Below are 25,862 nucleotides of genomic sequence, written 5' to 3'. Positions count from 1 at the left end.
TTCACCCGAAACGGATGATGTCGACGTCGTCGTGATCCTGAAACGCTTGAAAGAGCCATGTGAGAGACAGAAGGCGAGACGTCATGACGGATCCGACAGACCAGAGCCGCGCCGTACTACCGATTCCGGATCGACAACATCTTGGTCTGGTGACGTACGACGCGAAGGATCCGGACACCGAGTTTCCGCCGATCACTCCGCTACTACCGCCGGCCGGCGCACCCAATGTTCTGGTGGTCCTGTTGGACGACGTGGGATATGGCGCGAGCAGTGCCTTCGGAGGACCAGCGGACACACCGACTGCTGAGCGATTGCAAAGTAACGGGCTCACGTACACGCGGTTTCACACGACGGCACTGTGTGCTCCGACCCGCGCCGCTCTTCTGAGCGGGCGCAACCATCATTCGGTCGGCATGGGATCGATCACCGAAACCGCTACCTCGGCTCCTGGTCTTTCCGGCCTGCGGCCGAATACCAAAGCCGCACTGCCGATGACGTTGAAACTCAACGGATACTCGACGGCGCAGTTCGGCAAGTGTCACGAGGTTCCGCCGTGGCAAACATCCCCGGTGGGTCCGTTCACGTCGTGGCCGACGGGAGAAGGCGGATTCGAGCATTTCTACGGATTCATCGGCGGGGAGAACAACCAGTATTACCCGGCGCTGTACGAGGGCGTCGCGCCTGTCGAGCCGGACAAGACACCGGAGGAGGGTTACCACCTCACCGAGGACCTTGCCGATCACGCGATCGACTGGGTTCGGATGCAGAAGTCATTGGCTCCGGACAAGCCGTTCTTCGTCTACTTTGCACCCGGCGCCACACATGCACCGCACCATGTTCCGAAGGAGTGGGCCGACAAGTACGAGGGCCGGTTCGCAGGAGGTTGGGACGCTCAACGCGAATCGATTCTCGAGCAGCAGAAGCAGCGGGGAGTCGTTCCCGCGGATGCGGTCCTCACCCCGCGTCCCGAGGCCATTCCGGCGTGGGAGGACATGAGTGAGGAGATGAAGCCCGTCCTCGAACGCCAAATGGAAGTCTATGCAGGATTTCTCGAACACACCGATTTCCATGTCGGCCGGCTTGTCGATGCGATCGAAGAACTCGGAGCTCTCGACAACACCCTCGTGTACTACATCATCGGAGACAACGGAGCGTCCGCAGAGGGGACGATCAACGGCGCTTTCAACGAGATGGCCAACTTCAACGGACTCGCCGCCATCGAGACGCCCGAGTTCATGGCGGAAGTGAAAGACAAATTCGGTACCAAGGACGCATACAACCACTATTCCGTGGGGTGGGCGTGGGCAATGTGTACCCCGTACCAGTGGACGAAACAGGTTGCGTCGCATTGGGGTGGCACTCGCAACGGGACGATCGTGCACTGGCCTGCAGGGATTCGGACCAAGGGTGAGACGCGGTCGCAATTCACCCACGTCATCGACGTCGCACCGACGATCCTCGAGGTCGCGAAACTGCCGGAACCGACCTTCGTCAACGGCGTCCAGCAATCACCCATCGAGGGGACCAGCATGGTCTACACCTTCGACGACGCCGAAGTCGCCGAACGTCACGATCTGCAGTACTTCGAGATGGCCGGCAACCGTGGAATCTATTACAAGGGTTGGAGTGCGGTCACCAGACACAGCACTCCGTGGCTGTTCGCGGAGGCACTCCCCGCACTCGACGACGACGTGTGGGAGCTCTACGACGGGTCTCAGGATTGGACGCAGTCCAAAGACTTGGCGGCCGAGATGCCGGAGAAACTCGCTGCACTGCAACGCTTGTGGTTGATCGAAGCGGTCAAGTACAACGTGCTTCCGATCGACGACCGAAGATTCGAGAGGTTCAACCCTCACATCGCGGGGCGTCCGCAGTTGGTGTCCGGGAATCGACAGGTTCTGTTTCCCGGAATGAAACGGCTGAGCGAGCACAGCGTGCTGAGTATCAAGAACCGATCATTCAGTGTCACAGCAGCAGTCGACGTCGCGGATGGCATTACTGCCAACGGTGTGATGATCGCGCAGGGAGGCAGATTTGGTGGCTGGGCACTTTACGCGCGGGAAGGCCGCGCCAAATTCGTCTACAACCTATTGGGCATGACCGAGTTCGTCATCGCTTCCGACGTTGACATTCCGGCAGGATCACACCAGATCAGAGCTGAGTTCACTTACGACGGAGGTGGTCTCGCGAGAGGCGGTGGGGTCACGATCTATCACGACGGTCGCGAAGTGGGCTCAGGTCGCGTCGAGCAGACGCAACCGATGGTCTTCTCCGCGGACGAGACCACCGACATCGGGGATGACTACGGCATGCCTGTCAGTGTTGATTACAGTGGCGCAACCACATTCAACGCACGTATCGACGTCGTGCAGATCGATGTCGGTGACGACGACCATACCCACCTCATCGATCCGGAGGAGGTGGCGCGAGTGGCGGTGTCCAGACAGTGATTCCACAGGCAAGAGCAGCAGTCACAATCTCCTGAGGGAGGGTCGTAATGCCGACGGTCATCCGAACTGTTCACGATCTGGTCCGCCACGCGCGCGGGCCGACGCACCATCACCACCATCAATCCGTGCACGAGGCGCGGCGAATGCGTGCCCACCACATTCTGGTCACGCATTCGCTCGCCTGATTTCGGAGCTACAGGTCGCGCGCCAATGCTCGTCCGGCTGCGCGGCCCGAGAAGATGCAGCCGCCGAGGAAGGTCCCCTCGAGTGCGCTGTAACCGTGGACTCCGCCGCCGCCGAAGCCCGCGACTTCACCGGCTGCGTACAGACCGTCGAAGACACTGCCGTCGGCTTTGATGACCTGCGAATCCAGGTTGGTTTCCAAGCCGCCGAGGGTCTTGCGTGTGAGTAGGTGCAACCGGACCGCGATCAGTGGGCCGTTCTTGGGGTCCAGGATCTTGTGCGGTGCAACGACGCGCACGATCTTGTCTGCCAACAGATTACGGGCACCGTGGATGGCGGTGACCTGGAAGTCCTTGCTGTACTTGTTGTCGACTTCGCGGTCGCGGGCGATCATCTCGCGCTCGATGTCCTCGTAGTCGAGGAGCGGTTCGTCAGTGAGGGCGTTCATGCCGTCGACCAGATCACGAAGGTTGTTGCGCACCACGAAGTCCGCGCCCTTCTGCTTGAACGCCTCGACCGGTCCCGGCGCGCCCTTCTTGATTCGTTCGAGGAGGAGCTTGAAGTCGCGGTTGGTGAAGTCCGGGTTCTGTTCCGATCCCGAGAGTGCGAACTCCTTCTCGATGATCTTCTGGTCGAGGATGAACCACGTGTACTCGTGGCCGCTGTCCAGGATGTACTTGAAGGTTCCCATCGTGTCGAAGCCCGGGAAGTTGGGGACCGGCAGACGCTTGCCGGTGGCGTCGAACCACATCGAGGACGGTCCGGGAATGATTCGGATTCCGTGGTTCGGCCAGATGGGATTCCAGTTCTGGATGCCTTCGGTGTAGTGCCACATGCGGTCGCGGTTCACGATGTTTCCGCCCGCGGATTCGGTGATTTCGAGCATGCGCCCGTCGACGTGCGCCGGTACTCCCGTCAGCATGTGCGTGGGTGCCTTGCCGAGTCGCTCGGGCCAGTTCTTCTTCACCAGTTCGTAGTTGCCGCCGATTCCACCGGAGGTGACCACGACGGCCTGTGCGGCGAACTCGAATTCGCCGATGGGGGTGCGCGAGCTCTTCACGCCGCGCAGATCACTGGAAGGTTCGAGGACGGTTCCGCGTACACCAGTGACCGCACCATCGGTGACGACGAGTTGATCGACTTGGTGGCGGTGCTTGAACGTGACCAGTCCACGCTTCTGAGCGGCGATCACTTTGGTCAGAAAGACATCGACGACGCCAGGTCCGGTGCCCCAGGTGAGGTGGAAGCGCGGTACCGAATTGCCGTGTCCAAGAGCCATTCCGCGGCCACGTTCGGCCCAGCCGACATTCGGCATCAGGCGAAGCCCCAGATCGTGCAGGTACTGACGCTTGTCGCCGGCCGCGAACTCGACGTACGCCTTGGCCCACTGACGCGGCCAGTGATCTTCGCGGTCGCGGTCGAATCCCGCTGTGCCCATCCAGTCCTGCATCGCCAACTCGAGGGAGTCCTTGATGCCGAGTCGGCGTTGTTCGGGGCTGTTCACGAGGAAGAGTCCGCCGAGAGACCAAAATGCCTGCGCGCCGAGGTTGGCAGCGTTCTCCTGTTCCACGACAAGGACTTTGCGGCCCGCGCGCGTCAGTTCGTAGGTGGCGACCAGTCCCGCCAGCCCTGCCCCGACAACGATGACGTCAGCTTGTTCGCTCACGACAACTCCTCTTCCGATTGGTTGTTCTGGATTATTTCGCTGTAGGACAGCAGAATTCGAGTGAAGATATCGCGGCGCAGTGCAAAGGCGGCGTTGGTGTCGGTATCGACGAGGCACTGCACGCTGGTGCCGTCGTGCACTGCGACCAATGCCCGTCCCAACGCCGTCGGGTCGCCGACGATTGTTCGCCCGACGTCGCTGAGTGCGGACTCCACGATGGGCAACAGGGTGCGAAGGATCGCGTCTTCACGGTCGGCAAGGGCTTTGCGAAGTGCCGGGTTACGGAGCGCGTGGGCTGTGAATTCCGCGTTGATCCGGTACCACTGCGGGTCGACCGGAACCACCGCCACGATCCGGGCGACAGCGGCATGGATGTCGACGGTGTTACCGGCGGTGATCGACTCCGTCGCCAACCGCAGATCGGCGAGCATTGCTGCGGATCGCTGCTCCCACATCGCGAAGAACAATTCGTCGAGTGAATCGAAGTTGGAGTAGAACGCGCCTCGGGAGTATCCGGCGCGTTCGCAGATCTGCTCGACCGTGGCGTGCCCGAACCCGGATTCGGAGAAGACATCTGCAGCCGCGTCGAGCAGGCGCTGCCGGGTCTGACCACGGCGTTTGGTGACACGCTTGGCCGGAGAGTTGTCCGTTCCAGTCGTCATCGGCGCCTCCGTCAGGGTGGGACCCCAAACGATACACCGATGTATCCGATGCGCAGGCGTATCTCGATCTGTTCTTCTTCGCAGGTATTTCTATGCATATCTAGTAAATGTGCAAGAGAGGTGAATATTCAGATGTGATCGCTACAGATGCAGATCACGCTTCCTGATCGCCGCAGTGGCGACGACGCTGATCGCCGAGGTGGCCACCAGATATCCACAGGCCAGCCACGGTGAACCGCCGGTGGCGCCGATCAGTGCAGTAAGGATCAGAGGTGTGACGCCGGAGGCGTAGATACCAGAGAACTGGTAGACGACCGACAACCCGGTGTACCGGATTTCTGTGGGGTAGAGGCTCGCATACAGCGTTCCCTGGGCGCCGTAGAACAAGGCATGAATCACTCCGAAGACCACGACCATCGCGACTCCGAAGAGCAGGAGATTCTCGGTACCGAACAGTGCGAAGGCGGGGAAGATCGCGAGGCCGTACGCGGCGATGCCCACGATGTAGACCCGTTGCGGGCCGAACCGATCAGCGAGTGAACCGGAAAACGGCAGCAAGATCGCCATCACTACTGCGGCCACGGTGACCACAAGAAGTACCGGAACCTTTTCGAAATGCAGAGTCTTGGTTGCATACGTGATTGCAAAGACGCCCCAGGTGTTGAACGCGGCGCCCTCGCCCCAGCGAGACAGCATGCCCAGTACGGTGTTTCGCGCGACTCTTCCTTGAAAGACTTCCCTGAGCGGGGCGGATGAGCGCTGTTCGAGGTCGCGAACGGCCTGAAATGCCGGCGTCTCGTCGACCTTCAAACGGACCACCAACCCCACGATCACGAGTACCAAGCTCAGAACAAAGGCTATGCGCCAGCCGAAACGGAGAAACTGTTCGTCGTCGAAGACCGTTTGAAGTAGTGCGAACATTCCTGTGCCCAAAGCCAAGCCGAGAGCCAGTCCGATCTGCGGGATGCTGCCGAACAGCCCGCGCTTCTTCTCCGGACTGTGTTCGACCGCCAGAAGAACGGCTCCGGCCCACTCACCACCGAGAGCAAATCCCTGCAGGATACGAAGCAGCAGAAGCAGAATCGGTGCAACGACCCCGATTTGAGCTGCGGTCGGAAGGACACCCATGAGCGCCGTCGCGATACCCATGATGAACATCGTGAGGGCAAGCGTTTTCTTGCGCCCGATGCGATCGCCGATGTGACCGAACACCACTCCGCCGATGGGGCGAACGAGAAAGCCGACCGCGAAGGTCGCAAAAGAAAGCATGGTCCCGACAAAGGAACTCTGGTTGGGGAAGAACAGTTGGTTGAAGACGAGGCTCGCGGCCGTCGCGTAGAGGAAGAAGTCGTACCACTCGACCGTCGTGCCGAGCAGGCTCGCGGCGACGACGGTTCTCAGTCTGGATCGCCGCTCGTCGTCGGTCTCGTTCGAGAACGGTGAATTGTGCTCGACTTCGGCAAACGTGGTCATCGGAGCCCCCGGGTCGCGGTGCAAATTCACGAAGGTATCGCCGGAGCCGAAAGTGGGCACCCGTAGCGATCAGGGTGATTTCAACCCTGTTCTTCGAGGTGGACTGTGGTTGTAATGACAGAAGAGTTCTGCCTGTTCGTCGACGAAAGGAATCACCGTGTCACTGCGCTTCCACTGGTTCTTGCCTACTTACGGTGATTCCCGGAATCTGATGGCGGGTGGGCACGGCAGCTCGATGTCCGGTGATCGTCCGGCGACGCTGAAATACCTCAATCAGATCGGCGCGGCCGCCGAGACGAACGGCTTCGAGGCCGTCCTCACGCCGACCGGCGCGTGGTGCGAAGACGCATGGCTGACGACTGCGATGATGCTCGAGACCACCGAGACGCTCAAGTTTCTGGTTGCTCTGCGACCGGGATTGCTCAGCCCGACGCTGGCCGCCCAGATGGCCGCAACCTTCCAATGGCAGTCGGGCGGTCGTCTGCTGCTCAACGTCGTGACCGGCGGGGAGGACCACGAGCAGCGCACGTTCGGTGACTTCCTCGACAAGAACCAACGGTACGCACGATGCGGCGAGTTCCTCGACGTGATCCGCCAGTTGTGGTCCGGTAACGGTCCGGTTGATTTCTCCGGCGAGTACGTCAACGTGGAAAAGGCTACGCTGCAGCGTATTCCGGATCCGGTACCGCCCATCTTCTTCGGCGGATCGTCGCCGGCGGCCGGAACCGTCGCATCGCGTTACGCGGATACGTATCTCACCTGGGGTGAGACGCCGTCCGCTGTTGCCGCCAAGATCGCCTGGATCCGCGACCTCGCGGAAGTCCAAGGTCGTCACCTCGACTACGGAATCCGTCTGCATGTCATCAGCCGGGACACCTCGGAACAGGCATGGGCAGAAGCGGATCGGCTGCTCAGTGCGCTCGATCCGGCGACCGTCGAGCAGGCTCAGGCGAGTCTTGCGCGATCCGGCTCCGAAGGTCAGCGTCGAATGCTCGAATTGCACGGCGGCGGTTCGGCTTACAAGGAGGGCGTCGGAGCGAGGTCGCTGGAGATTGCGCCGAACCTGTGGACCGGCGTCGGATTGGTGCGAGGGGGTGCAGGCACCGCATTGGTCGGTTCGCACCAAGAAGTGGCTGATCGGATTGCCGAGTACGCGGCGATCGGCCTGGATCACTTCGTATTGTCGGGCTATCCCCATCTCGAAGAGGCGTATCAGTTCGGTGAGGGTGTGCGTCCGATCCTCGAAAAGCGTGGATTGGTAGCACCGCACGGTTCGGTCGGCGGACCGGTGCGAACGCCCTTCGTCTCCAGTGGGAACTGAGTCGAACAGCGAGCTCTTCGAGAAGGGGACGTTTGTCCCGATCTTTCGGGCACGGCCTCCCTCCGGGACTATTCACGCAATTCGGTCAGTAGATCCGATCTAGGCTGCGCACTGTTGCCGAACTCAAGGCGCAGTACGAAAGGATCCTCGATGAAGCTGGGCACGAGTGGAGTACGTCGCGTCGTGGGAACCGTGGCAGTCGCCGCTGCAACCGCGGCAGGCGTCGCGATGGTCAATCCTGCAACTGCGTCGGCCGAGGTGGTCCCACCGGTCGTCTCGTACAAGGTGACCGGAAACGATCTGGCACTGACGATCACGAACAACAACACGGGCATTGCCCCGTTGTGCCAGGCGTTTGTCGTCAACGCCGCGGATTCTGCTGCCGTGCTTGATGATCCGCTCAAGCTGCTCGATCCGAACCTTGTGGTGTACCCCAAGATCACCGACCCGTCCTCACTGTTCGCCGTCGGTAAGGGGCAGACGGTCACCAACACCGTGACCGATGTTCCGGACGGAACCTACGCCGTGCTCGGTGCCTGCTCCGATCTTCTCGATCTGGAGACGTTGGGTAAGCCTGTTCCTGGCGTGCCGAGCCTCGTTGTCATCGGTGGACCGTTCAGCGGCATCAATACCGGAAGCCTGAGCGACCTGTTCGGCAGCGGCAGCCTCGAAGGACTTTTCGGGTAGCTCACCGTCTGTCTCCCCAATTTTCCGACTGAGCGGTCTATTCTTCAGGCATCTGGTGATCTGACCGACTTGCCTGGAGGTTCGGAAATGCGAAGTCGTGGATTCAAACGCGTTCTCGGAAGCATTGTCGCGGCGTCGGCCGCCGTCGTGGGACTGGTTGTCATGACTCCGGCGTCGGCGTCGGCATCACCGGCGATTCTCCCGCCTCCGGTGTCGGTGAGCGCAGCGGACAATGCGATCACCTTCACCATCACCAATCCGAACCCGCGGTTCAGCTTCATCAACTGCACAGTGGCGATCCTCAACGCCAGGGATGTCCCCGACGTGATCCGCGATCCGGCAAAGCTGCTCCAGCCCGGCGTGTTGGTGTATCCGACCGTCAGCAACATCCTCGATCTGTTTGCCGTTTCGCCTGGGCAGACGATCACGCGGACCGTCGGCAATCTGCCGGCCGGGGTGTACGCCGTTGCGGGAGCGTGCGTTCGACTGCTCGATCCGACCAACCCCACTATCGCGATTCCGCAGGCCGTTGTGGTCGGCGGCTGGTTCGAGGGCGCCGGAACTGGAAGTCTCTCAGGTTCTTTGGAGGACCTGGGATACAACACGGTCCAGGACTTGATCGACGCATGGAATCGGATCAGCTCGGGAAGCAGCGGCGGTAGCTTTCAGTTCGAGTACCAAGGTGGCTCGGATTTCGAGGTAGTGGGTCCGACGTCGTAGTAGGTGCAGCTCACTTGCGTGCACGATGACGCCGCACCGCGTCGCGATTCGCACACGTGGGGGAGCAGTACCGCTGATTGCCGTTGCGTGAGGTGTCCGCATAGATGTTGGTGCACTCGTCCAGGGTGCACCGACCTAATCTGTGCATTCCGCGGCCGACGAGGTGCAGCGCCGTGCCTACCGAGAAGAGGGCCTTGAGGACCTCGGCGAGCGACTGTTGCGGATCGCGGTAGTGCAGATGCCACCCGTCGTTGGCGTGGTTGGTCATGCGCGGATACGCCGACGCTTGCTCGAGCATGACGTTCACCAACTCGGCGCGGGCTGCCTCCTCCGTGACGTCGACGATTTTCGACCACTCGATCAGAAGGTCGAGGGTCTCGTCGAGGTCCTTCTCGGCGATGGGGAAATCGAGAATGATGCCTGCATCGACGCAGCGTTCGACGAGTTCGGCCAAGGTCTCGGGATTTCGATTGGCCAGGTCGGCGGCCAGCGTCACCGCATATTCGCCGTAAGGGTTGAGATGCACAATGCCATTACATCATGCTCGTCGTATGAAGAAAACAGATTTCGCGCCGATAAGTTGCATCCACCGCTGGGAGATCGAATCTCGGCATCGGACCAGCGAGGGGACGGTCACCTACCTGCGCTGCCATTGCGGGTCGTGGCAGACCTTGCTCGCCGAATGGGTGTCGGGCGGTACGGGCTCGGCCGTCGCTGCGCCGATCAAGGTCAGGTCCAGGTAATGGTCAGCTAATCGCTCCGTTTTGCCTCGGGTGACATGGAACGTGTTCTAGATTCAGGGTTGTATGCCTCGGTATCGCGGCGCAGACTCTGAAAGGGAAGACGATGCAGTTCAACCTCGCTGATGTATTCGAAACCGTCGCCAGCTCGGTGCCTGATCGCGTCGCCTTGACTTACGAGGGAGAGAACTTCTCCTACGCTGAGCTGGACGCGGAAGCCAATCGAACGGCCAACCTGCTCGCGCAAGCCGGCATCTCGCGCGGCGATCATGTAGCCCTGTTCCTGAAGAACAGCGTCGAACATGTCACGTCGATCCTCGGGTTGATCAAGATCCGTGCGGTCCCGATCAACGTGAACTACCGGTACACGCCCGCCGAGCTCGAGTACATCTTCACCAACTCCGACTCGGTCGCAGTGGTCGTGGAACTCCCCGAGCATCAGCGTGTCCTTGCTTCCCTTTTCGGTGCATGCCCGAAGGTGAAGACGGTGATCGTGATCGGCGAGGTCGAGGCCGAACTGGTCGCTGCCGCGAAAGTCCATGAAGTGTCGGTGATTTCCTTCGACGACGCTCGCGAGATGTCACCGGTAGGGGAGTTCGATTCTCGTTCGGGCGACGACGTGTACCTCCTCTACACCGGCGGGACGACCGGATACCCGAAGGGTGTCATGTGGCGTCACGACGACTTCTTCCGTAAGCCGCTCTCCGGCGGAAATCCGTACGGCGAGGAAGCTCGACAGGACCTCGCCGAGATAGCCAGCGCTGCAAAGGAATTTCCGGAACTCTCGTTCCTCATTGCCGCCCCCCTCATGCACGGCGCAGCGTTGTATTCGCTGTTCACGTTCCTCACCCTCGGCGCGCGCGTGGTACTACGACGAGAATTCGTTGCGGAGAAGGTCGTCGAAGCGATCGAGAAGGATTCGGTACAGGTGATCTTGATCGTCGGTGACGGCATGGGATTGCCGTTGGTCGACGAGATGGAACGACGCAAAGACGAGGTCGATTTCAGCAGTCTCTTCTCGATCACGTCGGGTGGTGCGATCTGGTCCACCAGCGTTCGAGACCGCATGCTGGCGGTGAAGCCGGACCTGCTGCTGCGGGACAACTTCGGAGCCTCCGAGTCCGGTAACGACGGCGCCTTCTCCATCGACGAGGCGGGGAATCTGCGAATGCCGCCCTCGCCGAACATGATCCTGGTCGACGAGCGGCTCGAAGAGATCCCCGCCGGCTCCGACGACGTGGGCTACATCGCGCGTATCGGAAACGTCCCGCTCGGGTACTACAAGGACGAAGAGAAGACCGCCCGCACGTTTCCGACCCGCGCCGACGGCACCCGCCTTTCGGTGCTCGGCGACATGGGCAAGGTCGAAGCGGACGGCACTATTGTCTTCCTGGGTCGTGGCTCGCAGTGCATCAACACCGGTGGCGAGAAGGTCTTCGCCGAAGAGGTCGAGGCCGCCCTTCACGCGCATCCGGCAATATCGGACGCACTCGTTGTCCCCGCGCCCGACCCGCGTATGGGGCAGCAGGTCGCAGCGGTGATCGCGACCTACCCCGGATCCGACGAGTTGACTCTCGAAGCGGTACAGGAACATTGCCGCAAGACGTTGGCCGGCTACAAGGTGCCGCGCACGATCGTGCTGGTCGATGAAGTCAAGCGAACCCCGGCTGGTAAGGCGGACTACCGCTGGGCGACGACACTGGCATCGACCTAGCAACGTGGATTGGGCGACGACGACCTTTCACACGGATTTCACCACGACATAAGAGACATACCGGAAAGATGGTGCAGAGTAAGTCGTTCGCGCCTTGCGTCGTCACTCCACGAAAGGGCCTTGTCTCATGCTCATCATCGGAATACTCCTGTTCGGGATCGTCATCGGAGCGGGAGCCCAGCTGATTCTGGGGAAAACGACCGCACGAGTGGACTGGACCTTCGCGTTCATCGCGGGAATCGGTGGTTCGCTGGTCGGCGGATTGCTCGTGAGTTTGATTGCAGGCGACGGATTATCATTGCGCCCGAGCGGCATCCTCGGGTCCCTTGCCGGCGCTGTCATCATCACCGCGGGGTGGCAGTGGTACCGCGGGAGGAACGCAACTACAACTACGCGTCCGTCTGATCGCTGATTTCCACAGTTCCGTCAGGGGACGGAGAGCGTCGACATATGACCGAACTACTCGATGAAGTCCTCACCGCACATGGCGGAGTCGAACGTTGGCAGTCTGTTTCAGCGATCACGGCACGGGGACGTTTGGGCGGTCTGCTGCCTCAGCGCTTCCCCGGCAACAAGCTGGCGAAGTTCACGGTCGAGGTTGAAGTCGCCGAGCAACGCACTGTCCTCCAAGACTTTCCGCGTGTCGGCGAGTGCGCTGTGTTCGACAAGGGCGTCGTGCGGATCGAAGCTCGTGACGGCGAAGAACTCGGGAGTCGAACCGACCCACGTCCAGAGTTTTTCGGGTTGAGTGGAGTCCGGCGCAACCTCCACTGGGACGCGCTCGACACCGCTTACTTTGCCGGCTAAGCCTTTTGGAACTATCTGAACGCACCGCTGCTGCTCGCCCGCGACGACATCACTGTCACCGAAGCCGAACCTTGGCAGGAATCCGGGCAGCAATGGCGACGACTACAAGCCACATTTGCGCCAGAAATCGACACCCATTGCCGGCAGCAGACCTTCTATGTCGACAACGGTGGCCTCATCCGCCGTCACGACTTCGTCGCCGAACCGGTAGGCAGCTGGGCGAAAGCTGCTCTCTACTGCGACCAGCATCGCGAGTTCGACGGTCTCACCTTTCCCACTCGACGACGTGTGCTCCCGAGAGGCCCAGGCGGCCGCGTTCCCTCGCGGCCGACGCTCCTGGCGCTCGACTTCGACGACATCGAGATCAAGCGATGAACATCAGTTACTGGTTACCGGTTGTCGAGTGTGAACAAACGGAACACGGTCCGCATGCACAGAACGACGCCGACGAAGCCCAGTACCGCACTCGCGAGTGCGTAGGCCGACAGCTGAGGTGTGAGTTGTGGTCCGCCAGGTACGAACAGAAGGATCGCCGCGACAATCAGCGCGGTCACTCCTGCCGCCATACCCAGGGCGTTGTTCGCCGACCGTCGTAGCCATCGCCTGTCGTCGGGGTGTGCGACCGAGCGAGTGCGAAGTGTGAAGCTTCCCGAGGCGATCGAGGTCGCGATCTGGTCGAGCTGACCAGGCAGGCGCCGGACCACCGCGGTTGTGACCGCCGTCGTCGACAGGATTGCCTGCGCGGCTGCAGTCGGGCTGGCGACCTGGGTCAACAGTCGGGGTACTTCGGCCCGAACAGCAGCGACGAGGTCGATCTGCGGATCCAGGAGCCGGAGGGCGCGCTCCAAAGACGCGAGCGAACGGAAAGCGGCGGCGACGTCTCCCGGCACTCCGATTCGGTGTTCTCGAAGCACGGTGAACATTCGCGCGAACGATGCCATGGAAACATTGGGTTGGACACTGAGCAGGGTGATCTCTCGGCCCACCTGGTGACGTAGTGCTCCGCGATCCACTTCGGGCGGTACGTCGAATGCCATCAGCATCGCGTCGACTGTCGCCACCGGATCACCTGCGAGGGCAGCGTTGAGGAGCACGGCGAACAAGATCCGTGTCTCGCCGTCCAGAACCCCTACTGCGCCGAAGTCGAGGAGCCCGACCCGGCCGTCATCGAGGATCATGATGTTGCCGGGGTGCAGGTCCGCGTGAAACACGCCGTGGACAAAGATCCCGTCGAGCAACGACGCAAGAAGTTCGTTGGCGATGCTGCTGCGGGTGTCGCGGTCGAGGCCGGTGAGCGCCGACTCACCGCCGGAGAGCGGTGTGCCGTGAAGACGTTCCATCACGAGCACCCGTCCGCTACTGAGGTTGGGGTAGATATGCGGAACGACGATATCCGGGCGGTTCGACATGGTGGAAGCAATCGCGCCGGTATTCGCTGCTTCGGTGCGGTAGTCGAGTTCCTCGAGCAGTGACGTGACGAGGCCCCCGGCGAGTCGGTGAACGCCGATATCGCGTGCCCAGGGAAAACGGGTCTCCGCGCGGGATGACACGCGAAGGAAGATATCGCAATCCACGCTCACTTGTGCGCTCGCCTCGGGGCGTTGAACCTTCACCACAACGTCGACGCCTTCAACCGTGTGCGCGGAATGTACCTGTGCGACAGAGGCGGCGGCGAACGGCTCCACATCGAACCATGCGAACACCGACTCTGGTGCGTCGCCGAGTTCCGATGCCAGTAGCTCCGCAATGCGGACTGGATCAGCCGGTCGTGCCGAACTTTGCAGAGACGAGAGAGTGCGAGCCAACTCGGGTGGTATGAGGTCGTCTCGCGTGCCGAGGATCTGTCCCAACTTGACGAAAGTCACACCGCACCGGTTGATTACTTCCACCAGTGTATCCCCGAACTGAGGCGCTGATGGCCCAGCACGGAGAGCCGGCCCGCCTCCCGCTCGCACGACGATGCCCATGATCTGGACGTATCGCTTGGTTCGTCGCCACGATTTGCGGCTGCGCTGCAATGCTTCTGGCGGTCCGGGGATGGACCCTGTTGGAAGGACAACTTCGAGGAAAACCAATGCGGCCAGGCATGCTGCGAACACCCAGAGCGCGACAACTCCGAAGAATATGAGCGCTGTTCCTACGCTCACCAGAAGTTGATCGTCCTGGCTGGCAATTCCTGCGAATGTCGCGGCGTAGCCAGACAGGGGGACACCCACCGAGAGCGCTATCACCGCGACCAGAAGTGTTCGTGGCCATCCGACCCTCGTCCCCAGCGTTCGTCGCATCACGCCCGCCAGTGCTGCTGCAAGAAATGGCGTCGTGACGATCCAGACCATCAAGTCCATTGCGATAGCGTACGGGTTCGCAATCTGCGATACATCCAGGAAAACCCCGAGCCCACCCCGACTGACGGGAAACAAGCCCGACAGTGCCCAAGCGTCGAACATGCTTGGGTACTTCGTTGTTCATTCGCTCCGATGTAGACTCGTCCTGATCGACTGTCTAGAAGAAGATATCGAGGCCGCCGCGAGGAAACAATCACAGGTACCTGTGCATGCCTTGTCTCATTCATGACCGCGACGGTGCCTCCCGTGTGGCGGGGTGTCCGGGCTCTCGAGAACCGACGTACGAATCTCGGCGGTCAGTGTCCGAGGAAGTCGACTACTATCGGGGTGAATATGTTGTGGTACTGGAAGATTCCGCCGTGCCCGGAGTCGGGGTAGATGATCAGTTCGGAGCCGGGGATGCGTCGTCGTAGATCTTCCGAAAGTGGGGTGGGGACCATTCGATCGTGGTCGCCGTTGACGATGAGCGTCGTGGCGGTGATTCGTGACAGATCGGAAGGGGCGGAACGGCCGTATTTCTTGATGGCGTCGAGTTGTGTTCGCAATATACCGATTCCGACGGTCTTGTCGCGGTCGACGGTGCGTTCGTGCAAGCGCTGTATGAATTCTTTCGCGGCGGTCTTACCCGCGGCGTTGCGGTTGAAGAACAGAAATTCCTTCGGGTCCGCTCTGACCAACGTCGCGCGCAGAAAATCCCGATATGTCAGTCCGGCAACCTTGTCGATGTCTTTGCCTCCACGTGGGCCGGTGCCGGTAAGCACGAGCTTGCGGACCAGGCCGGGGTGCGCGAGAACTAGATCCTGGGCGATGAAGCCCCCCCATCGAGAACGTGAAGAGATCGACGGTGTCGAAATCGAATGCCGAAATGAAGGTGTAGGCGTCCGCTGCCATCGCTTCGATCGTGTCGGGAACCTTCCCGGATGATGCACCGACGCCGACATTGTCGAACGTGATGACGTGACGGTTCCGGGCGATCGCGTCGATGATGCGGGGTCCCAGTTGTCGAGGTTGGCAGCGAGGTGAACGAGGAAGACGACGGGGATGCCCCCTTTTGGTCCAAGTTCGCGGTAGGCGTACGTCGTTCCGCCTGCCGTGACGGTCTTCGTCGGCGCTGACGCGTAGGTGGTGCCGACGGGGTGGTTCGAGGTGCACATTCGAATGATCTCCGGGTGATGTGTCAGTTTGTGGGCAGGGTGATGACGGCTTTGCCGCGGATACCGCCCTTGACGAGTGCTGCAAGCGCTTCCGGTGCTTCGTCGAATGCGTGAATTCTCCCGACGATCGGCCGGATGACGCCGTCGTCGACGAGTGTGGCGATGCGGCGAAGTTGGTCACCGCTTGCGCGCATGACCAGAAATTCGTAGCTCACCCCTGCCTTTGCGGCCTGTTTGCGGATTTTGCGACTCAGTGCGGCTATCGCAAGACGCATGATGGGATTCAAGCCGACGGAGCGGGCGAAGGCTGGGTCCGGGGGGCCTGCAATGCCGATTGCCAGTCCACCCCGCCTGAGCACGCGAAGAGACTTTTCGAGGTTGTCGCCACCCAGGCTGTCGAGAACCACGTCGTAACCGGCGAGCAGTTGCTCGAAATCCTGGTTGCGGTAGTCGATGACGACATCGGCGCCGAGTCCCCGAACGAAGTCCGAGTTCGAACTGCTCGCGGTCGTGGCGACCGTCGCCCCGAGGTGTTTTGCGAGCTGAATGGCGATCGACCCGACCCCGCCGGCACCGGCGTGGATGAGAACCTTCTGTCCCGGTTGAACATTGGCTCTCTCGACGAGTGCCTGCCATGCAGTGAGTGCGACGAGCGGTAGCGAACCAGCTTCGACAATGTTGATCGATGTCGGCCGCAACGCCACGTCGTCCTCGTGCACCGAGATGCGTTCGGCGAAGGTTCCGATGCGCCCGTCCCGGGGACGGGCGTAGACCTCGTCGCCGATCGAGAATTGACGAACGAGGGCACCGATCTGAATGACTGTGCCTGCCATGTCGTGTCCGAGCGTGAGCGGAAACGAATAGTGCAGGAACTGTTTGAACTCACCCGTGCGAATCTTCTCGTCGAGCTGGTTCAAGCCGGCCGCCTGCACCTTCACAAGCACGTCATGATCGCCGACAGCGGGTTCCGGCGCCGTCGTTTCCTGCAGAGGTCGTTTGTATGCGGTGAATGTGAGTGCTCTCATGGCTGATCTCCTGTAGCGCTTGTAGATGGTGTCGGGACGGGAGTACTGCCTCCGGCGGCAAGGAAGTCGAGAACTGCCGGGACGAAATCCTGGTGGTATTGGAATATCCCGCCGTGCCCTGAACGCGGATAAATCGTCAGCTTCGAATTCGGGATGCGCCGCGCGAGGTCAGCGGAGTGATCACTCGCGACCATCAGATCGTTGTCGCCGTTCGCTACGAAGACGGGTTGGGTAATGCGAGCCAGGTCGTCGGGTGCCGCCTTGCCACCGCCCACGATTGCTTTGAGTTGGGCGACTCGTGCCTGCATCGAAATGCGCGTGTCACGATCGACTGTTCGTTCGGCGAGTCGCGCGAAATAGTCATCGGCGGCGCTTTTTCCCTCGTCGGTGCGTGGGAAGAACAGGAAGTGTCGGGCGTCGTTACGCGCGAGGGCGGCTTTGAGGTAGGCGAACCCGACGATCTTGCCCATCTGGTCGACCCCGCCGGCACCGCGAGGTCCGGTGCCGGCCAGCACAATTCGCCGGACCAGAGTCGGGTCGTGCAGGGCGATCATCTGGGCGACTGCACCGCCGAGGGAGAACCCGATCAGGTCGACGGTGCCATGGCCGAGGGCGCGAATGAACGCAGCCGCATCCTGGCCCATCTGTTCGAGGTCTGCAGGTACCGCGGTGTCGGTTGCTCCTACGCCTCGGTTGTCGAACGCGATGACGTGGTGATTCTCGGCGATTCCGTCGATGATGCGCGGATCCCAGTCGTCGAGGACGGCGGCGAAGTGGTGCAGGAACACCACGGGCACGCCTCCCGGGGTGCCGAGTTCGCGGTATGCATACTTCACGCCGTTCGCGTGCACGGTTTTCGTCCGGACGGTTTTCCACGTGGGCGTGTTGGACGGTGCGTCGTGGCGTGTCGCCAAGTCTGTCCTTCCGAAGTGGTGAGCGTGGCCCGTGAGAGAAGCCTTTATATTACGGTCATACTATTATGGTCGTAAGGCTATCGGATACAATCGGGCGAGGCAAGGGCATGGAGGGATCCTGACATGGCGAGATACGACACTGAACACAAAGCGAAGACCCGTGCTCGCGTGGTGGACGCGGCGGGGCGACGCCTCAAAAAGGATGGGATCGACGGGTCTGGCGTGAGTGCCTTGATGTCCGATGCCGGACTGACCAACGGTGCGTTCTACGCGCACTTCTCGTCCAAGGACGAACTCGTCGCGGTGGTGCTGGCTGATCACTTGGCGACGCAACTCGACACTCTTCGGGGACTACCCGACGACGGTCAGGCATTGCGGACTTTCATCGAGAGCTATCTGTCGGCGAGTCATCGTGATCATCCAGAAGTCGGATGCCCATCGGCCGCGCTACTCGGTGAGATTAGTCGCTCGAATAGTATTGTGCAGCAATCATATACAGATGGTTTGGAGGCAATGATCGGTGTCGTCGCCGATCGAACTCGAATCAAGGAGCGCGTTGCTGCGCGATCAGTTGCTATCGGGGTGATGTCCATCCTTATTGGGGCCCTTCAACTGTCACGGTCAGTGTCGGATCCGGGACTCTCCGACGAAATTCTCTCTTCTGGTCTCGTGAATGTCAGCCTCTTGCTCCAGGCATGACGTGTGGCGAGACTTCGCACCGTTCAGTCGGGCGTAAGTCGCGTCGGTCGGTCTGCAGAGCCGGTCTGGAGAATGCTCACACGGGACATGACGGTGGTCAACCCTGTTTTGTCTCGCGAGCATCAGTTCGCAGACAGGCCGTGCCTTGTGAGCACGCTCACGGCCTGCTGCGACGGGAACGCGACTGTCGACCTGAATTTATCCGCAATCGATATGGGAGGGCTTGTGGGAGTCTGGGGTCCGGGGAACTTTGACAGTGACACCGTCGCCGATGGGTTGGGGGCCCTGACCGGTCGAATCGTGGACGACATCACTGCCAAGTTCGAAGACGATTCGAGTCTGGAGCCGGATGAATGGGGCGGGGAGATGGTGCCGGCGTGGCTCGAGATCCTCACCGATATCGCCCAGACGAAACGAGTCGGTGTGACGTTTCCATCGACGCAAGTGCTGATCGACTGGCGCGATCGATATCTGCGCGTGTGGGATGGCTACATTGACGAACTCGAACCGGACGAGGATCACAAGGTCGCTCGACGTACAGTGCTCGTCCACACCTTCGAGCGGGCTGTTGCCCTCGCCGCCGAGCGGGAACAGGCATAAACCTGGTGCGGCCGCGCTACTGACCATAGATCCGTCAGTTCCCCGGTGGAACGACGGTGAACGTGAACCCTCCGGAAGTCATTGCGTTGGTTTCTTCGAAGATCGAACAGAGAGCTTCGGCGGCGTCGGTCGCCAATGCTCGGGCAGCGTTGGGGGTTCGACCTCGGGCAGTCACCGCGAGCCCAGGTGCGTCCGCATCTGTGATCGTCAGATCGGACTCTTAGTCGGAAGCACTGCCACCGAGTATCTGCGCGAGGAGATGGTCTTCGGCCACCACAGACCTCCTGCTACGACCAAAATGGCGGCGGCAACGGCCACTGTTACCTGACCGCGGCGGTCGGAGAGGAATGTTCTCCTCTGTCAGTTGTACCGCCTTGGCCAGCTGATTGACCGGCTTCATCACCACCTTGTCGGCGGCTGGTCCGCGAGATCACGTCCGCTTCGCGTCGTCATGATTGCGGACGAACTTCATGAGTCGGGGAATTACCCGATCAGGTATGTGTCCCAGGATTCCGTGGCCGGTTCCGGCATAGATCTCCACTTCGGCTTCAGGTACAAGATCAGCCAACCTCGCGGCCACCTGCTCGGGGTTGGAGACCACCGTCTCAGCGCCGGAGATTACGAGCATGGGAACCGAGATCGACTGCACTTCTGCATCTTTGAGCATTCGTGCCCACCCGACACCGGGCCGGTAGTTCAATGCCTCTGTAACCAAAGCGAACTCGCGATCGCCGATGACGTACCCGGGGGACAGCCAATCGTTGAGCTTGCGAATATTCTTGTCGGTGCGGCGCATACCGGCGCGGACCATCTTCAGCAGCACACGCCACGAGGGCTTGTCGAAGACTCCACCCGGTTCGATGAGGGTCACGCTCGCCAGTCGTTCAGGGGCGTGAAGTGCTACGAGAACGGCGTGCCACGCACCATGTGAGTAGCCGACCAGGTGGACGCGATCGACCCCGAGTTCGTTCAATACCTCGCCCACCCAGGTGGCGAAGTCGGATTCCCCGGTCAATGGAGCGGTCTGCACACTGCGGCCTGCAGTACCGATCGTGTCCAGCGCGTAAACGACTCGGTCTCGGCACAGGTCCTCGATGACGATGTGCCATTGCAGGCAATTGGCGCCGACGGCGTGCAGCAGGACGATCGGCGTCTCCGTGCCGGTCCCCGACCTACGGACATGGGTGGTTCCGAACGATGTCGGCACGTCGAGTTGTGTCGACGGAACCGGCCAGGTGCTCTCCAGTTCTCGGTAGATGCTCTCGTACGCCTGCTTTGATGCCTCGTTCTTGAATCGTCCGATCTTCGGCATGAGCCTCCCTCTCGCTGCTTTCAATTTTGATGGTATGACCGTATCACTAATGCGGTACGTGCGTATCATTAACGGGTCAAAGTCATCCATATCGAAAGGGGAAGGACAGCCTCATGCCGCGACTGGTCGACCATGAAGTGAGGCAACGGGAGATCACCGACGCGGTGCGGCGAGTAATTGTCGACGGTGGGCTCGCGGCGGTGACATTTCAGTCCGTTGCTGCCGAGGCCGGGATTTCGGTGCGACTCGTGCAGTACTACTTCGGCACGAAGCGGGAATTCCTTCTCGCGACGCATCAAGCTGTGCGTCAGGATGCGGGTGCTCGCTTGATGCAGGAGTTGTCTGTTCTTGGCGCGGAAGCGACACCCCGCGAGGTTATTTCAGCGTTCCTTGTTGGCATGCTCCCACTCGATCGACAACGTCGGGAGGAAGCGATTGTTCTCGGCGCCTTCCACGCTGCCGCACTGACCGGACAAGGAATCGCCGCCGAGGAAACCCTCACTGCCCCAAGAGAGTTGACAGCGCTCATTTCCGGCCAGCTTCAACGAGTGACCAATCGGGACGCGGTTGCACCGTCAATGGATCCCGACCTCGACGCCGAGCTCATTCTGGCGGCTGTCGCCGGGCTCGCCCAGGGGATGCTTCCCGGTTACGCCACAGCAGAATTGGCGGTCCAGTTGGTTGAGCGTCTCCTCGATCGCATTCTCGGGCCGACGAGACCTCAGGCCACGAATCAACCCGAAGTCGGCCGCCGTTAGTATTCCGGGATGTCTCCTGTGAACCCAGCGCTCGCCGGCCGGGTGTTTCCCTCGTCTTCGTACCTTGTCGGGCGCGAGAAGATTCGCGAGTTCGCTCTGGCGGTGCGTTCGAGCAATCCCTTGCACCATGATGTCGGTGTCGCCAGGGAGGCCGGGTTCGTCGATGTCATCGCACCGACAACATTCACAACCGTTGTCCAGCAACGAGCGATCATGGCACTGCTGCGCACGCCGGATACCGGGCTCGATCCGACTCGTGTGGTCCATACTTCCGAGAAGATCGAGCATCAGCGTCCGATAGTCGCCGGCGACGACCTGTCTACGACACTGACGATTACAGGGGTGACAGTGCGAGCAGGCAGTGCGATCCTGTCGACAGTTTCCGAGATCCACGACGTGACCGACGCTTTGGTAGCAACGGTCACCTCGACGCTGCTGGCGCGAGGAGAAGGCGCATGACCGTACCCGTCGTGCCGGTTTTCGAAAACCTCGTCCTCGGTGACATCGTCGCGAAGGTTGATCTGGTCCTCACTCGTGATGACCTAGTTCGCTACGCCGGTGCCTCCGGCGACATGAACCCGATCCATTTCAACGACGCAATCGCTACCGCGGCTGGGCTACCGGGAGTTCTGGCGCACGGAATGCTCACTGCCGGAATTGCTTTGCAGGCCATCGTCGACTGGGTTGGTGACCCGAGCGGTGTGATCTCGTATGAAACTCGCTTTACTCGGCCCGTCGTAGTCGATGCCGTCGATGGTGCTGACCTCTCCATCGCTGCGAAGATCGCGCGGATCGACTCCACAACGCGGACTGTGCGTATCGATGTCACCGTCACGCACAAGGGCCAGACGGTTCTGGGAAAGACCCAGGCGCACCTTCAGTTCCCGGGCGCCTGACAGGATTGCGGGCTGTCACTGGTCACATCGGGACCTACGCATCCGGGCGGGAGATCAACTGCATTGTGGCGCAGCACTACCGGAAAGACACCAACAGCTCGTCCGACGCTTGCATCGGTGCGTATCCGTCGGCGATGACGCGCCGACAGCCGTCGATCTCGACGGTGAGTAGTCGTTCCTCGTTCGTAGGACGGTCCACATAGATCGTCGACGCCACCTCGGTGGCCACCGCGTCACAGTCGGGAGCGGGTGGAAGTCCGTCGAAGGTTTCCGTCGTAGACGATGTGCCTACGAATTCGGTGGAGGAGAATCGGCAGAAAACGCTGCCCGCCGACAGCGATGTCAGCGCCGTGGTACCTGTTGTGGCTGGTCGGTAGGCCGGCCGACAATGCGACAGTTCGTAGATCTGGTCGTCGGACAGCGCTATTCGGTGTTCGGTATTGCCGACCGGTGTCAGCTCCTTGATGGCCGCCAGGCCACCGGGTTTCGGTAGTCCACACGAGTCGGAGGGGTGCCCCGGCCGAGTTGCTCGGCCTCGATCGTCGACCAACCAGAATTGGTCCAGCACAGCCAGGCTGTAGTTGTCACCGCAGCTTCCGGGGAACCAAGTCTTGTGCGCGGACGAGCGGTTCAGCATTTTCACTGCCCGACTGAAATCGCCCTCCCAACGGTGAGCATAGAAGCTGACGGTTCGGTCGGCTGCCACGTTGTCGCTGATGTACGGGTCGCACGTGACGGCGGCGACGGGTACGAAATCGTCTGGAACCGTTGCCGTTGGTGTCGTCTGGAGTGGGCCGATCGGATACGGGGGCGCGCACGTCAGCGTTTCGGCGTCGACTATTGCGGCAACAGGACGTTCGGGGGTGGTCACCCGCCAAATGCCGGCGACAGCGAGGATGACGATCACGACTGCGAACCAACGCCAGAGCATGAGCACACCGTATCGGTTCCGATGTGCGCCGAGCGGGAACAGGCCTAGTCCTTCGCTAACCGCCGACGTCCTTGCATCCGAATTGAGTGGATCCAGGTTGCGGCTCGCAGATATGGTCCACTGGTGACGCATCCGAATGGTCGAAACGACAGTCCGATCCTGGTGATTGGTGCCGGCGTCGTCGGCGCGTCGATCGCGTATCACCTGGCGCGCGTTGGTCTCCGAGTCACCGTGCTGGAGCACGGCTCGGTGGCGGGAGGGGTGACCGGCAACTCCTTTGCCTGGGTCGGCCTCTCGAAGAGTGCCGCAGAAACTTACGCAGATCCGTTCCGGCAAGGCGCTGCAGTCGAATTCGACCGCCTGGAGCGCGAACTCGTCGAGCCAATCGGTTTGCGCCGCAGAGGCGCGATCACTTGGGAAGAGACGGATGCGGACACCCGAGCGTTCGTAGATGCTCATCGAGCACTCGGCCATCCCGTCGACCTCATCGGTAAAGAGGAAATCCTTGCTCGTGAGCCGGGATTGCGGACGGCCCCGGTGGTGGCAGCGTACGCGCCTGATGACGGTGGCGTTGACCCGGTTGCGTTCGTTCGATCGCTCCTGCAAGGTGCCGAAGCATACGGTGCCACAGTGTATTCCGGTGTCAGTGCGCTCGGGGTGTTCACGGAGGGCATGAGAGTGTGCGGAGTAATGACTGCCGACGGTCCCGTCTACGGGTCGGCCACCGTGCTCGCTGCGGGTACCGCGATCCCTGGACTCGCGGCGTCGGCGGGAGTGGACGTCGAGGTCGACGCCTCCCCGTGTTGCCTCATCAGATTCTCGACGCCCTACCCATTGGTGAACGGAATACTCTCCTCTCCGGATTTCGAGATCCGGCAATTGGACGACACGACACTGATTGCGGCTGAAGATGTTCCGGTCGGGTTCTCCGGAGATGCTCGTGAGCTTGCGGGGCCGACGCTGCAGGCGGTCCGCAGTCAACTCGTGGATGGTGACCAAGTGGAACTGATCGAGGCGGTAGTCGCTGACCGTCCAATCCCGCGTGGTGGCCGCCCGCTGCTGGGCTTCGCCGAAGGCGTGTCGGGGCTCTATCTGGCCGCGACGCATCCGGCGATCATTCTGGCCGGAGCAGTTGGGGCCCACGTGGCCGGGGACTTCATCTGAATGCCCGTTCCCGAGTTCGCGACGAGCGTCCCACGTACCGCTGGTAGTGCTGCTAGAGGGCCGACCCGAAGAACTGAACGCGCGGTGTCGGTGAATCGTCCGTCAATCTTTCTCCTGCAATCGATCTCAACCGATGTAGGTGCTTCGTCACCGGTGTGTGGAAAGCCCCGTTCTGGACTCGGTGCCTTCGGTCTGTGCTTGGAGGCTCAGACAATCCAGGCCGGCAGCGTCACGTACCGATTCTGATGAACGGAGTATTCAGGATCGAACTTGATGGTCGAGTCGTTCGTTTCGAAACAGGGTCTTCGCCGTACCCAACGAAATCATCTACCAAACCCAGAAGCTGGGCCAGACTGCTCGCAAGAGCCTGACGCCGCTGTCTACGTCGGGCTCCGGGTATTCGATCCAGCGCTCGATCGCGGCCATGCTGCCGCCGGCAATGTAGGCCGCGATAACTGAGACCTCGGACTCTTCATCGACGTCGATGCCTGCTGGCAACGAGGCGGCGCGATTGTGTATTTCTCTCTCATTCATGGATTGGAGCGCCGGTACCAACGTCTGTCGGAGCATTGCCATGAGTTCTCGGCGAAGCGGCCCACGGTAGACCTCTAGCCAGCGTTTGATGTGTTCGAGGGCCAGCCGAGCCCGCACCTCTGTGTTGTCGGGTGGAGGCAAGGGCTCGAGCTGGGTAAGTATGTCGTCGGCCAACGCTTCACTCAGAAGTTGCATCGGGGAAGAGGCGTATCTGTAGAACTCCGAACGACTCAACGCCGCTGCTGCGCAGATGCTTGCGACAGTCGGTTCTTCGTAGGGGTTTTCGGCTACTACCCCGAGTACCGCCGCACGAAGCCGTTCCACCGCATTGTGGTTCGTCATGTTCTTGATCATAGAAGCTCCGGTATCACCTGGTATCTGCACTTGGTCAGTCACGCGTATAGAATCCGTGAGTGCGTGCAAGCGATTTGGTCTATGAGAGGCTTCGCTCCGAAATCATAGAGTGGGCGCTTACACCGGGACGCCCGCTGGGCGAGATCGAGACCGCGGACCGCCTCGGCGTTTCTCGAACGCCGGTTCGCGAGGCGCTCTCACGCCTGGTGGCGGAGGGGTTGGCTACCAACGTCGGCCGAACTGTACACGTCGCTCCGCTTACCCGAGCACTAGTGATCGAGCTGTACGAGTTGAGAGAGTCGTTGGAGATCTATGCCGCCAAGCTCGCAGCGAGACGTAGAGACCCCAAGCGCTTCGAGCGATTGCTCTATGAGCTTCGCAGGGGACCGGACGACGGTGACGAGCTAGCTGCTCATCGGCCGTACTTCTTGTCCGACGAGTTGGAAGCTGCGATCGATGAAGCTGCAGGAAGTCGTTTTATTCGCACCTCACTCGAGGATCTTCGAGGTCAGATGGCACGCGTCAGTCACCATTCGCGTTCCAATCCGGCGCGAATGGGGAAGGTGACCGAAGAACACATCCAAATCGCTGAAGCCATTTGGCTCGGCGACGAGAGCCTGGCTATGGGCGCCACCGCGGTACATCTGCACAACAGTCTGTCCAATATCCTTGACTCGCTGCCGTCACTTGTTCCTGAGAAATGACGGCGACTTCCGCCGGCGTAGAGGCGAATAGCCACCATGCCGGCGGAAG

Annotated in this window: 26 protein-coding genes and 2 pseudogenes; 17 read left to right on the top strand and 11 right to left on the bottom strand. The window is 61.0% G+C overall.

Annotation, left to right across the window (positions count from 1 at the left end; all coding sequences use genetic code 11):
* The first annotated feature begins 83 nt into the window (after positions 1–83).
* Positions 84–2,450, top strand: coding sequence for an arylsulfatase (locus RWT78_RS00250; protein WP_007729931.1), 2,367 nt, complete (start codon positions 84–86; stop codon positions 2,448–2,450).
* A gap of 47 nt (positions 2,451–2,497) precedes the next feature.
* The gene (locus RWT78_RS00245; RefSeq protein ID WP_153211511.1) at positions 2,498–2,635 is read left to right on the top strand and encodes a hypothetical protein; all 138 of its coding nucleotides are present in this window, start codon (positions 2,498–2,500) and stop codon (positions 2,633–2,635) included.
* Positions 2,636–2,643: 8 nt separating this feature from the next.
* Here RWT78_RS00245 and RWT78_RS00240 read toward each other — a convergent pair whose 3' ends face one another.
* From RWT78_RS00240 to RWT78_RS00230, 3 genes are all read right to left on the bottom strand, one after another.
* Positions 2,644–4,299, bottom strand: a complete 1,656-nt coding sequence (locus tag RWT78_RS00240) for an FAD-binding dehydrogenase (RefSeq protein WP_314673014.1) — start codon at positions 4,297–4,299, stop codon at positions 2,644–2,646.
* Complete coding sequence (locus tag RWT78_RS00235; protein ID WP_007729937.1) at positions 4,296–4,961, bottom strand: TetR/AcrR family transcriptional regulator; 666 nt, start codon at positions 4,959–4,961, stop codon at positions 4,296–4,298. The genes RWT78_RS00240 and RWT78_RS00235 overlap by 4 nt, the downstream gene beginning before the upstream one ends.
* A 141-nt stretch (positions 4,962–5,102) precedes the next feature.
* Positions 5,103–6,434, bottom strand: coding sequence for an MFS transporter (locus RWT78_RS00230; RefSeq protein ID WP_064444197.1), 1,332 nt, complete (start codon positions 6,432–6,434; stop codon positions 5,103–5,105).
* Positions 6,435–6,591: 157 nt separating this feature from the next.
* On the opposite strand from RWT78_RS00230, the gene RWT78_RS00225 reads away from it, so the two are divergent.
* The 3 genes from RWT78_RS00225 (at position 6,592) to RWT78_RS00215 (ending at position 9,162) form a co-directional block, all read left to right on the top strand.
* Positions 6,592–7,755 carry an LLM class flavin-dependent oxidoreductase gene (locus tag RWT78_RS00225; protein WP_003940457.1) on the top strand — a complete coding sequence of 388 codons (1,164 nt, stop codon included), beginning with the start codon at positions 6,592–6,594 and terminating at the stop codon, positions 7,753–7,755.
* Positions 7,756–7,905: 150 nt separating this feature from the next.
* On the top strand, positions 7,906–8,442 hold the full coding sequence (locus RWT78_RS00220; protein WP_007729952.1) for a hypothetical protein: 537 nt from the start codon (positions 7,906–7,908) through the stop codon (positions 8,440–8,442).
* An 87-nt stretch (positions 8,443–8,529) separates the two neighbouring features.
* Positions 8,530–9,162 (top strand): hypothetical protein, encoded by a 633-nt coding sequence (locus tag RWT78_RS00215; RefSeq protein WP_042447070.1) that lies wholly within the window; start codon positions 8,530–8,532, stop codon positions 9,160–9,162.
* A 10-nt stretch (positions 9,163–9,172) separates the two neighbouring features.
* Here the strand turns inward: RWT78_RS00215 and RWT78_RS00210 are convergent, their stop codons facing one another.
* Positions 9,173–9,688, bottom strand: a complete 516-nt coding sequence (locus RWT78_RS00210; RefSeq protein WP_003940315.1) for a CGNR zinc finger domain-containing protein — start codon at positions 9,686–9,688, stop codon at positions 9,173–9,175.
* A gap of 25 nt (positions 9,689–9,713) precedes the next feature.
* On the opposite strand from RWT78_RS00210, the gene RWT78_RS00205 reads away from it, so the two are divergent.
* The 4 genes from RWT78_RS00205 to RWT78_RS29165 all read left to right on the top strand — a co-directional run bounded on the left by RWT78_RS00205 (position 9,714) and on the right by RWT78_RS29165 (position 12,423).
* Complete coding sequence (locus RWT78_RS00205) at positions 9,714–9,905, top strand: hypothetical protein (RefSeq protein ID WP_042447067.1); 192 nt, start codon at positions 9,714–9,716, stop codon at positions 9,903–9,905.
* 103 nt (positions 9,906–10,008) lie between these two features.
* Complete coding sequence (locus tag RWT78_RS00200) at positions 10,009–11,616, top strand: AMP-binding protein (RefSeq protein WP_314672997.1); 1,608 nt, start codon at positions 10,009–10,011, stop codon at positions 11,614–11,616.
* A gap of 127 nt (positions 11,617–11,743) precedes the next feature.
* Positions 11,744–12,028 carry a hypothetical protein gene (locus RWT78_RS00195; RefSeq protein WP_003939785.1) on the top strand — a complete coding sequence of 95 codons (285 nt, stop codon included), beginning with the start codon at positions 11,744–11,746 and terminating at the stop codon, positions 12,026–12,028.
* 38 nt (positions 12,029–12,066) lie between these two features.
* A complete protein-coding gene (locus RWT78_RS29165) occupies positions 12,067–12,423 on the top strand; it encodes a hypothetical protein (protein WP_378504361.1) in 357 nt (118 codons plus the stop codon).
* A 389-nt stretch (positions 12,424–12,812) separates the two neighbouring features.
* Here the strand turns inward: RWT78_RS29165 and RWT78_RS00185 are convergent, their stop codons facing one another.
* The 4 genes and pseudogenes from RWT78_RS00185 to RWT78_RS00170 form a co-directional block, all read right to left on the bottom strand.
* Positions 12,813–14,768 (bottom strand): AarF/UbiB family protein, encoded by a 1,956-nt coding sequence (locus RWT78_RS00185; protein WP_314672990.1) that lies wholly within the window; start codon positions 14,766–14,768, stop codon positions 12,813–12,815.
* Between the two features lie 296 nt (positions 14,769–15,064).
* Positions 15,065–15,922, bottom strand: a pseudogene (locus RWT78_RS00180) (alpha/beta fold hydrolase).
* A gap of 23 nt (positions 15,923–15,945) precedes the next feature.
* Positions 15,946–16,947, bottom strand: a complete 1,002-nt coding sequence (locus RWT78_RS00175) for an NADP-dependent oxidoreductase (RefSeq protein WP_003939963.1) — start codon at positions 16,945–16,947, stop codon at positions 15,946–15,948.
* Complete coding sequence (locus RWT78_RS00170) at positions 16,944–17,861, bottom strand: alpha/beta fold hydrolase (RefSeq protein ID WP_054825373.1); 918 nt, start codon at positions 17,859–17,861, stop codon at positions 16,944–16,946. Before RWT78_RS00170 ends, RWT78_RS00175 begins: the two co-directional genes overlap by 4 nt.
* A gap of 123 nt (positions 17,862–17,984) precedes the next feature.
* Here RWT78_RS00170 and RWT78_RS00165 point away from each other — a divergent pair, with 123 nt between their 5' ends.
* On the top strand, positions 17,985–18,560 hold the full coding sequence (locus RWT78_RS00165; RefSeq protein WP_314672982.1) for a TetR/AcrR family transcriptional regulator: 576 nt from the start codon (positions 17,985–17,987) through the stop codon (positions 18,558–18,560).
* Between the two features lie 87 nt (positions 18,561–18,647).
* Positions 18,648–19,160: a DUF4259 domain-containing protein gene (locus RWT78_RS00160; RefSeq protein ID WP_314672980.1), complete on the top strand. Its 513-nt coding sequence runs from the start codon at positions 18,648–18,650 to the stop codon at positions 19,158–19,160.
* A 430-nt stretch (positions 19,161–19,590) separates the two neighbouring features.
* On the opposite strand, the gene RWT78_RS00155 is transcribed toward RWT78_RS00160, so the two are convergent.
* On the bottom strand, positions 19,591–20,472 hold the full coding sequence (locus RWT78_RS00155; protein WP_314672977.1) for an alpha/beta fold hydrolase: 882 nt from the start codon (positions 20,470–20,472) through the stop codon (positions 19,591–19,593).
* 113 nt (positions 20,473–20,585) lie between these two features.
* Between RWT78_RS00155 and RWT78_RS00150 the strand changes: the two genes are divergently transcribed.
* The 3 genes from RWT78_RS00150 to RWT78_RS00140 are packed head-to-tail and all read left to right on the top strand — an operon-like array spanning position 20,586 to position 22,126.
* Positions 20,586–21,230 (top strand): TetR/AcrR family transcriptional regulator, encoded by a 645-nt coding sequence (locus RWT78_RS00150; RefSeq protein ID WP_003939902.1) that lies wholly within the window; start codon positions 20,586–20,588, stop codon positions 21,228–21,230.
* Between the two features lie 9 nt (positions 21,231–21,239).
* On the top strand, positions 21,240–21,689 hold the full coding sequence (locus RWT78_RS00145; protein ID WP_019745537.1) for a MaoC family dehydratase N-terminal domain-containing protein: 450 nt from the start codon (positions 21,240–21,242) through the stop codon (positions 21,687–21,689).
* Entirely contained in the window at positions 21,686–22,126 is a 441-nt protein-coding gene (locus tag RWT78_RS00140) for a MaoC/PaaZ C-terminal domain-containing protein (RefSeq protein ID WP_314672967.1), read from the top strand. Before RWT78_RS00145 ends, RWT78_RS00140 begins: the two co-directional genes overlap by 4 nt.
* Before the next feature lie 76 nt (positions 22,127–22,202).
* On the opposite strand, the gene RWT78_RS00135 is transcribed toward RWT78_RS00140, so the two are convergent.
* Positions 22,203–23,057 carry a hypothetical protein gene (locus tag RWT78_RS00135; protein ID WP_314672965.1) on the bottom strand — a complete coding sequence of 285 codons (855 nt, stop codon included), beginning with the start codon at positions 23,055–23,057 and terminating at the stop codon, positions 22,203–22,205.
* A 123-nt stretch (positions 23,058–23,180) separates the two neighbouring features.
* Here RWT78_RS00135 and RWT78_RS00130 point away from each other — a divergent pair, with 123 nt between their 5' ends.
* Complete coding sequence (locus RWT78_RS00130; protein WP_314672963.1) at positions 23,181–24,221, top strand: FAD-binding oxidoreductase; 1,041 nt, start codon at positions 23,181–23,183, stop codon at positions 24,219–24,221.
* A 327-nt stretch (positions 24,222–24,548) separates the two neighbouring features.
* On the opposite strand, the gene RWT78_RS00125 is transcribed toward RWT78_RS00130, so the two are convergent.
* Positions 24,549–25,097, bottom strand: a complete 549-nt coding sequence (locus RWT78_RS00125) for a hypothetical protein (RefSeq protein ID WP_314672961.1) — start codon at positions 25,095–25,097, stop codon at positions 24,549–24,551.
* A 71-nt stretch (positions 25,098–25,168) separates the two neighbouring features.
* On the opposite strand from RWT78_RS00125, the pseudogene RWT78_RS29160 reads away from it, so the two are divergent.
* Both RWT78_RS29160 and RWT78_RS00120 read left to right on the top strand, forming a co-directional pair.
* Positions 25,169–25,327 (top strand): annotated as a pseudogene (locus tag RWT78_RS29160) (GntR family transcriptional regulator); the annotation flags it as partial.
* A 54-nt stretch (positions 25,328–25,381) separates the two neighbouring features.
* Positions 25,382–25,813 (top strand): FCD domain-containing protein, encoded by a 432-nt coding sequence (locus RWT78_RS00120; RefSeq protein WP_314672959.1) that lies wholly within the window; start codon positions 25,382–25,384, stop codon positions 25,811–25,813.
* Positions 25,814–25,862 lie beyond the last annotated feature (49 nt).

The organism is uncultured Rhodococcus sp., assembly GCF_963525155.1.
In the GTDB taxonomy this organism is placed as follows: Bacteria; Actinomycetota; Actinomycetes; order Mycobacteriales; family Mycobacteriaceae; genus Rhodococcus_F; species Rhodococcus_F qingshengii.
The sequence above is the reverse complement of the archived record's forward strand: the minus strand, read 5'-3'. Positions and strand labels throughout refer to the sequence as shown.

Bases quoted from the DNA above. Each gene is read 5' to 3' on its own strand.
- RWT78_RS00250 (WP_007729931.1), top strand. From the start codon at position 84: ATGACGGATCCGACAGACCAGAGCCGCGCCGTACTACCGATTCCGGAT.
- RWT78_RS00245 (WP_153211511.1), top strand. From the start codon at position 2,498: ATGCCGACGGTCATCCGAACTGTTCACGATCTGGTCCGCCACGCGCGC.
- RWT78_RS00235 (WP_007729937.1), bottom strand. From the start codon at position 4,961: ATGACGACTGGAACGGACAACTCTCCGGCCAAGCGTGTCACCAAACGC.
- RWT78_RS00230 (WP_064444197.1), bottom strand. From the start codon at position 6,434: ATGACCACGTTTGCCGAAGTCGAGCACAATTCACCGTTCTCGAACGAG.
- RWT78_RS00220 (WP_007729952.1), top strand. From the start codon at position 7,906: ATGAAGCTGGGCACGAGTGGAGTACGTCGCGTCGTGGGAACCGTGGCA.
- RWT78_RS00215 (WP_042447070.1), top strand. From the start codon at position 8,530: ATGCGAAGTCGTGGATTCAAACGCGTTCTCGGAAGCATTGTCGCGGCG.
- RWT78_RS00205 (WP_042447067.1), top strand. From the start codon at position 9,714: ATGAAGAAAACAGATTTCGCGCCGATAAGTTGCATCCACCGCTGGGAG.
- RWT78_RS00200 (WP_314672997.1), top strand. From the start codon at position 10,009: ATGCAGTTCAACCTCGCTGATGTATTCGAAACCGTCGCCAGCTCGGTG.
- RWT78_RS00195 (WP_003939785.1), top strand. From the start codon at position 11,744: ATGCTCATCATCGGAATACTCCTGTTCGGGATCGTCATCGGAGCGGGA.
- RWT78_RS29165 (WP_378504361.1), top strand. From the start codon at position 12,067: ATGACCGAACTACTCGATGAAGTCCTCACCGCACATGGCGGAGTCGAA.
- RWT78_RS00185 (WP_314672990.1), bottom strand. From the start codon at position 14,768: ATGGACTTGATGGTCTGGATCGTCACGACGCCATTTCTTGCAGCAGCA.
- RWT78_RS00175 (WP_003939963.1), bottom strand. From the start codon at position 16,947: ATGAGAGCACTCACATTCACCGCATACAAACGACCTCTGCAGGAAACG.
- RWT78_RS00165 (WP_314672982.1), top strand. From the start codon at position 17,985: ATGGCGAGATACGACACTGAACACAAAGCGAAGACCCGTGCTCGCGTG.
- RWT78_RS00160 (WP_314672980.1), top strand. From the start codon at position 18,648: ATGACGGTGGTCAACCCTGTTTTGTCTCGCGAGCATCAGTTCGCAGAC.
- RWT78_RS00155 (WP_314672977.1), bottom strand. From the start codon at position 20,472: ATGCCGAAGATCGGACGATTCAAGAACGAGGCATCAAAGCAGGCGTAC.
- RWT78_RS00150 (WP_003939902.1), top strand. From the start codon at position 20,586: ATGCCGCGACTGGTCGACCATGAAGTGAGGCAACGGGAGATCACCGAC.
- RWT78_RS00145 (WP_019745537.1), top strand. From the start codon at position 21,240: ATGTCTCCTGTGAACCCAGCGCTCGCCGGCCGGGTGTTTCCCTCGTCT.
- RWT78_RS00140 (WP_314672967.1), top strand. From the start codon at position 21,686: ATGACCGTACCCGTCGTGCCGGTTTTCGAAAACCTCGTCCTCGGTGAC.
- RWT78_RS00135 (WP_314672965.1), bottom strand. From the start codon at position 23,057: ATGCTCTGGCGTTGGTTCGCAGTCGTGATCGTCATCCTCGCTGTCGCC.
- RWT78_RS00125 (WP_314672961.1), bottom strand. From the start codon at position 25,097: ATGACGAACCACAATGCGGTGGAACGGCTTCGTGCGGCGGTACTCGGG.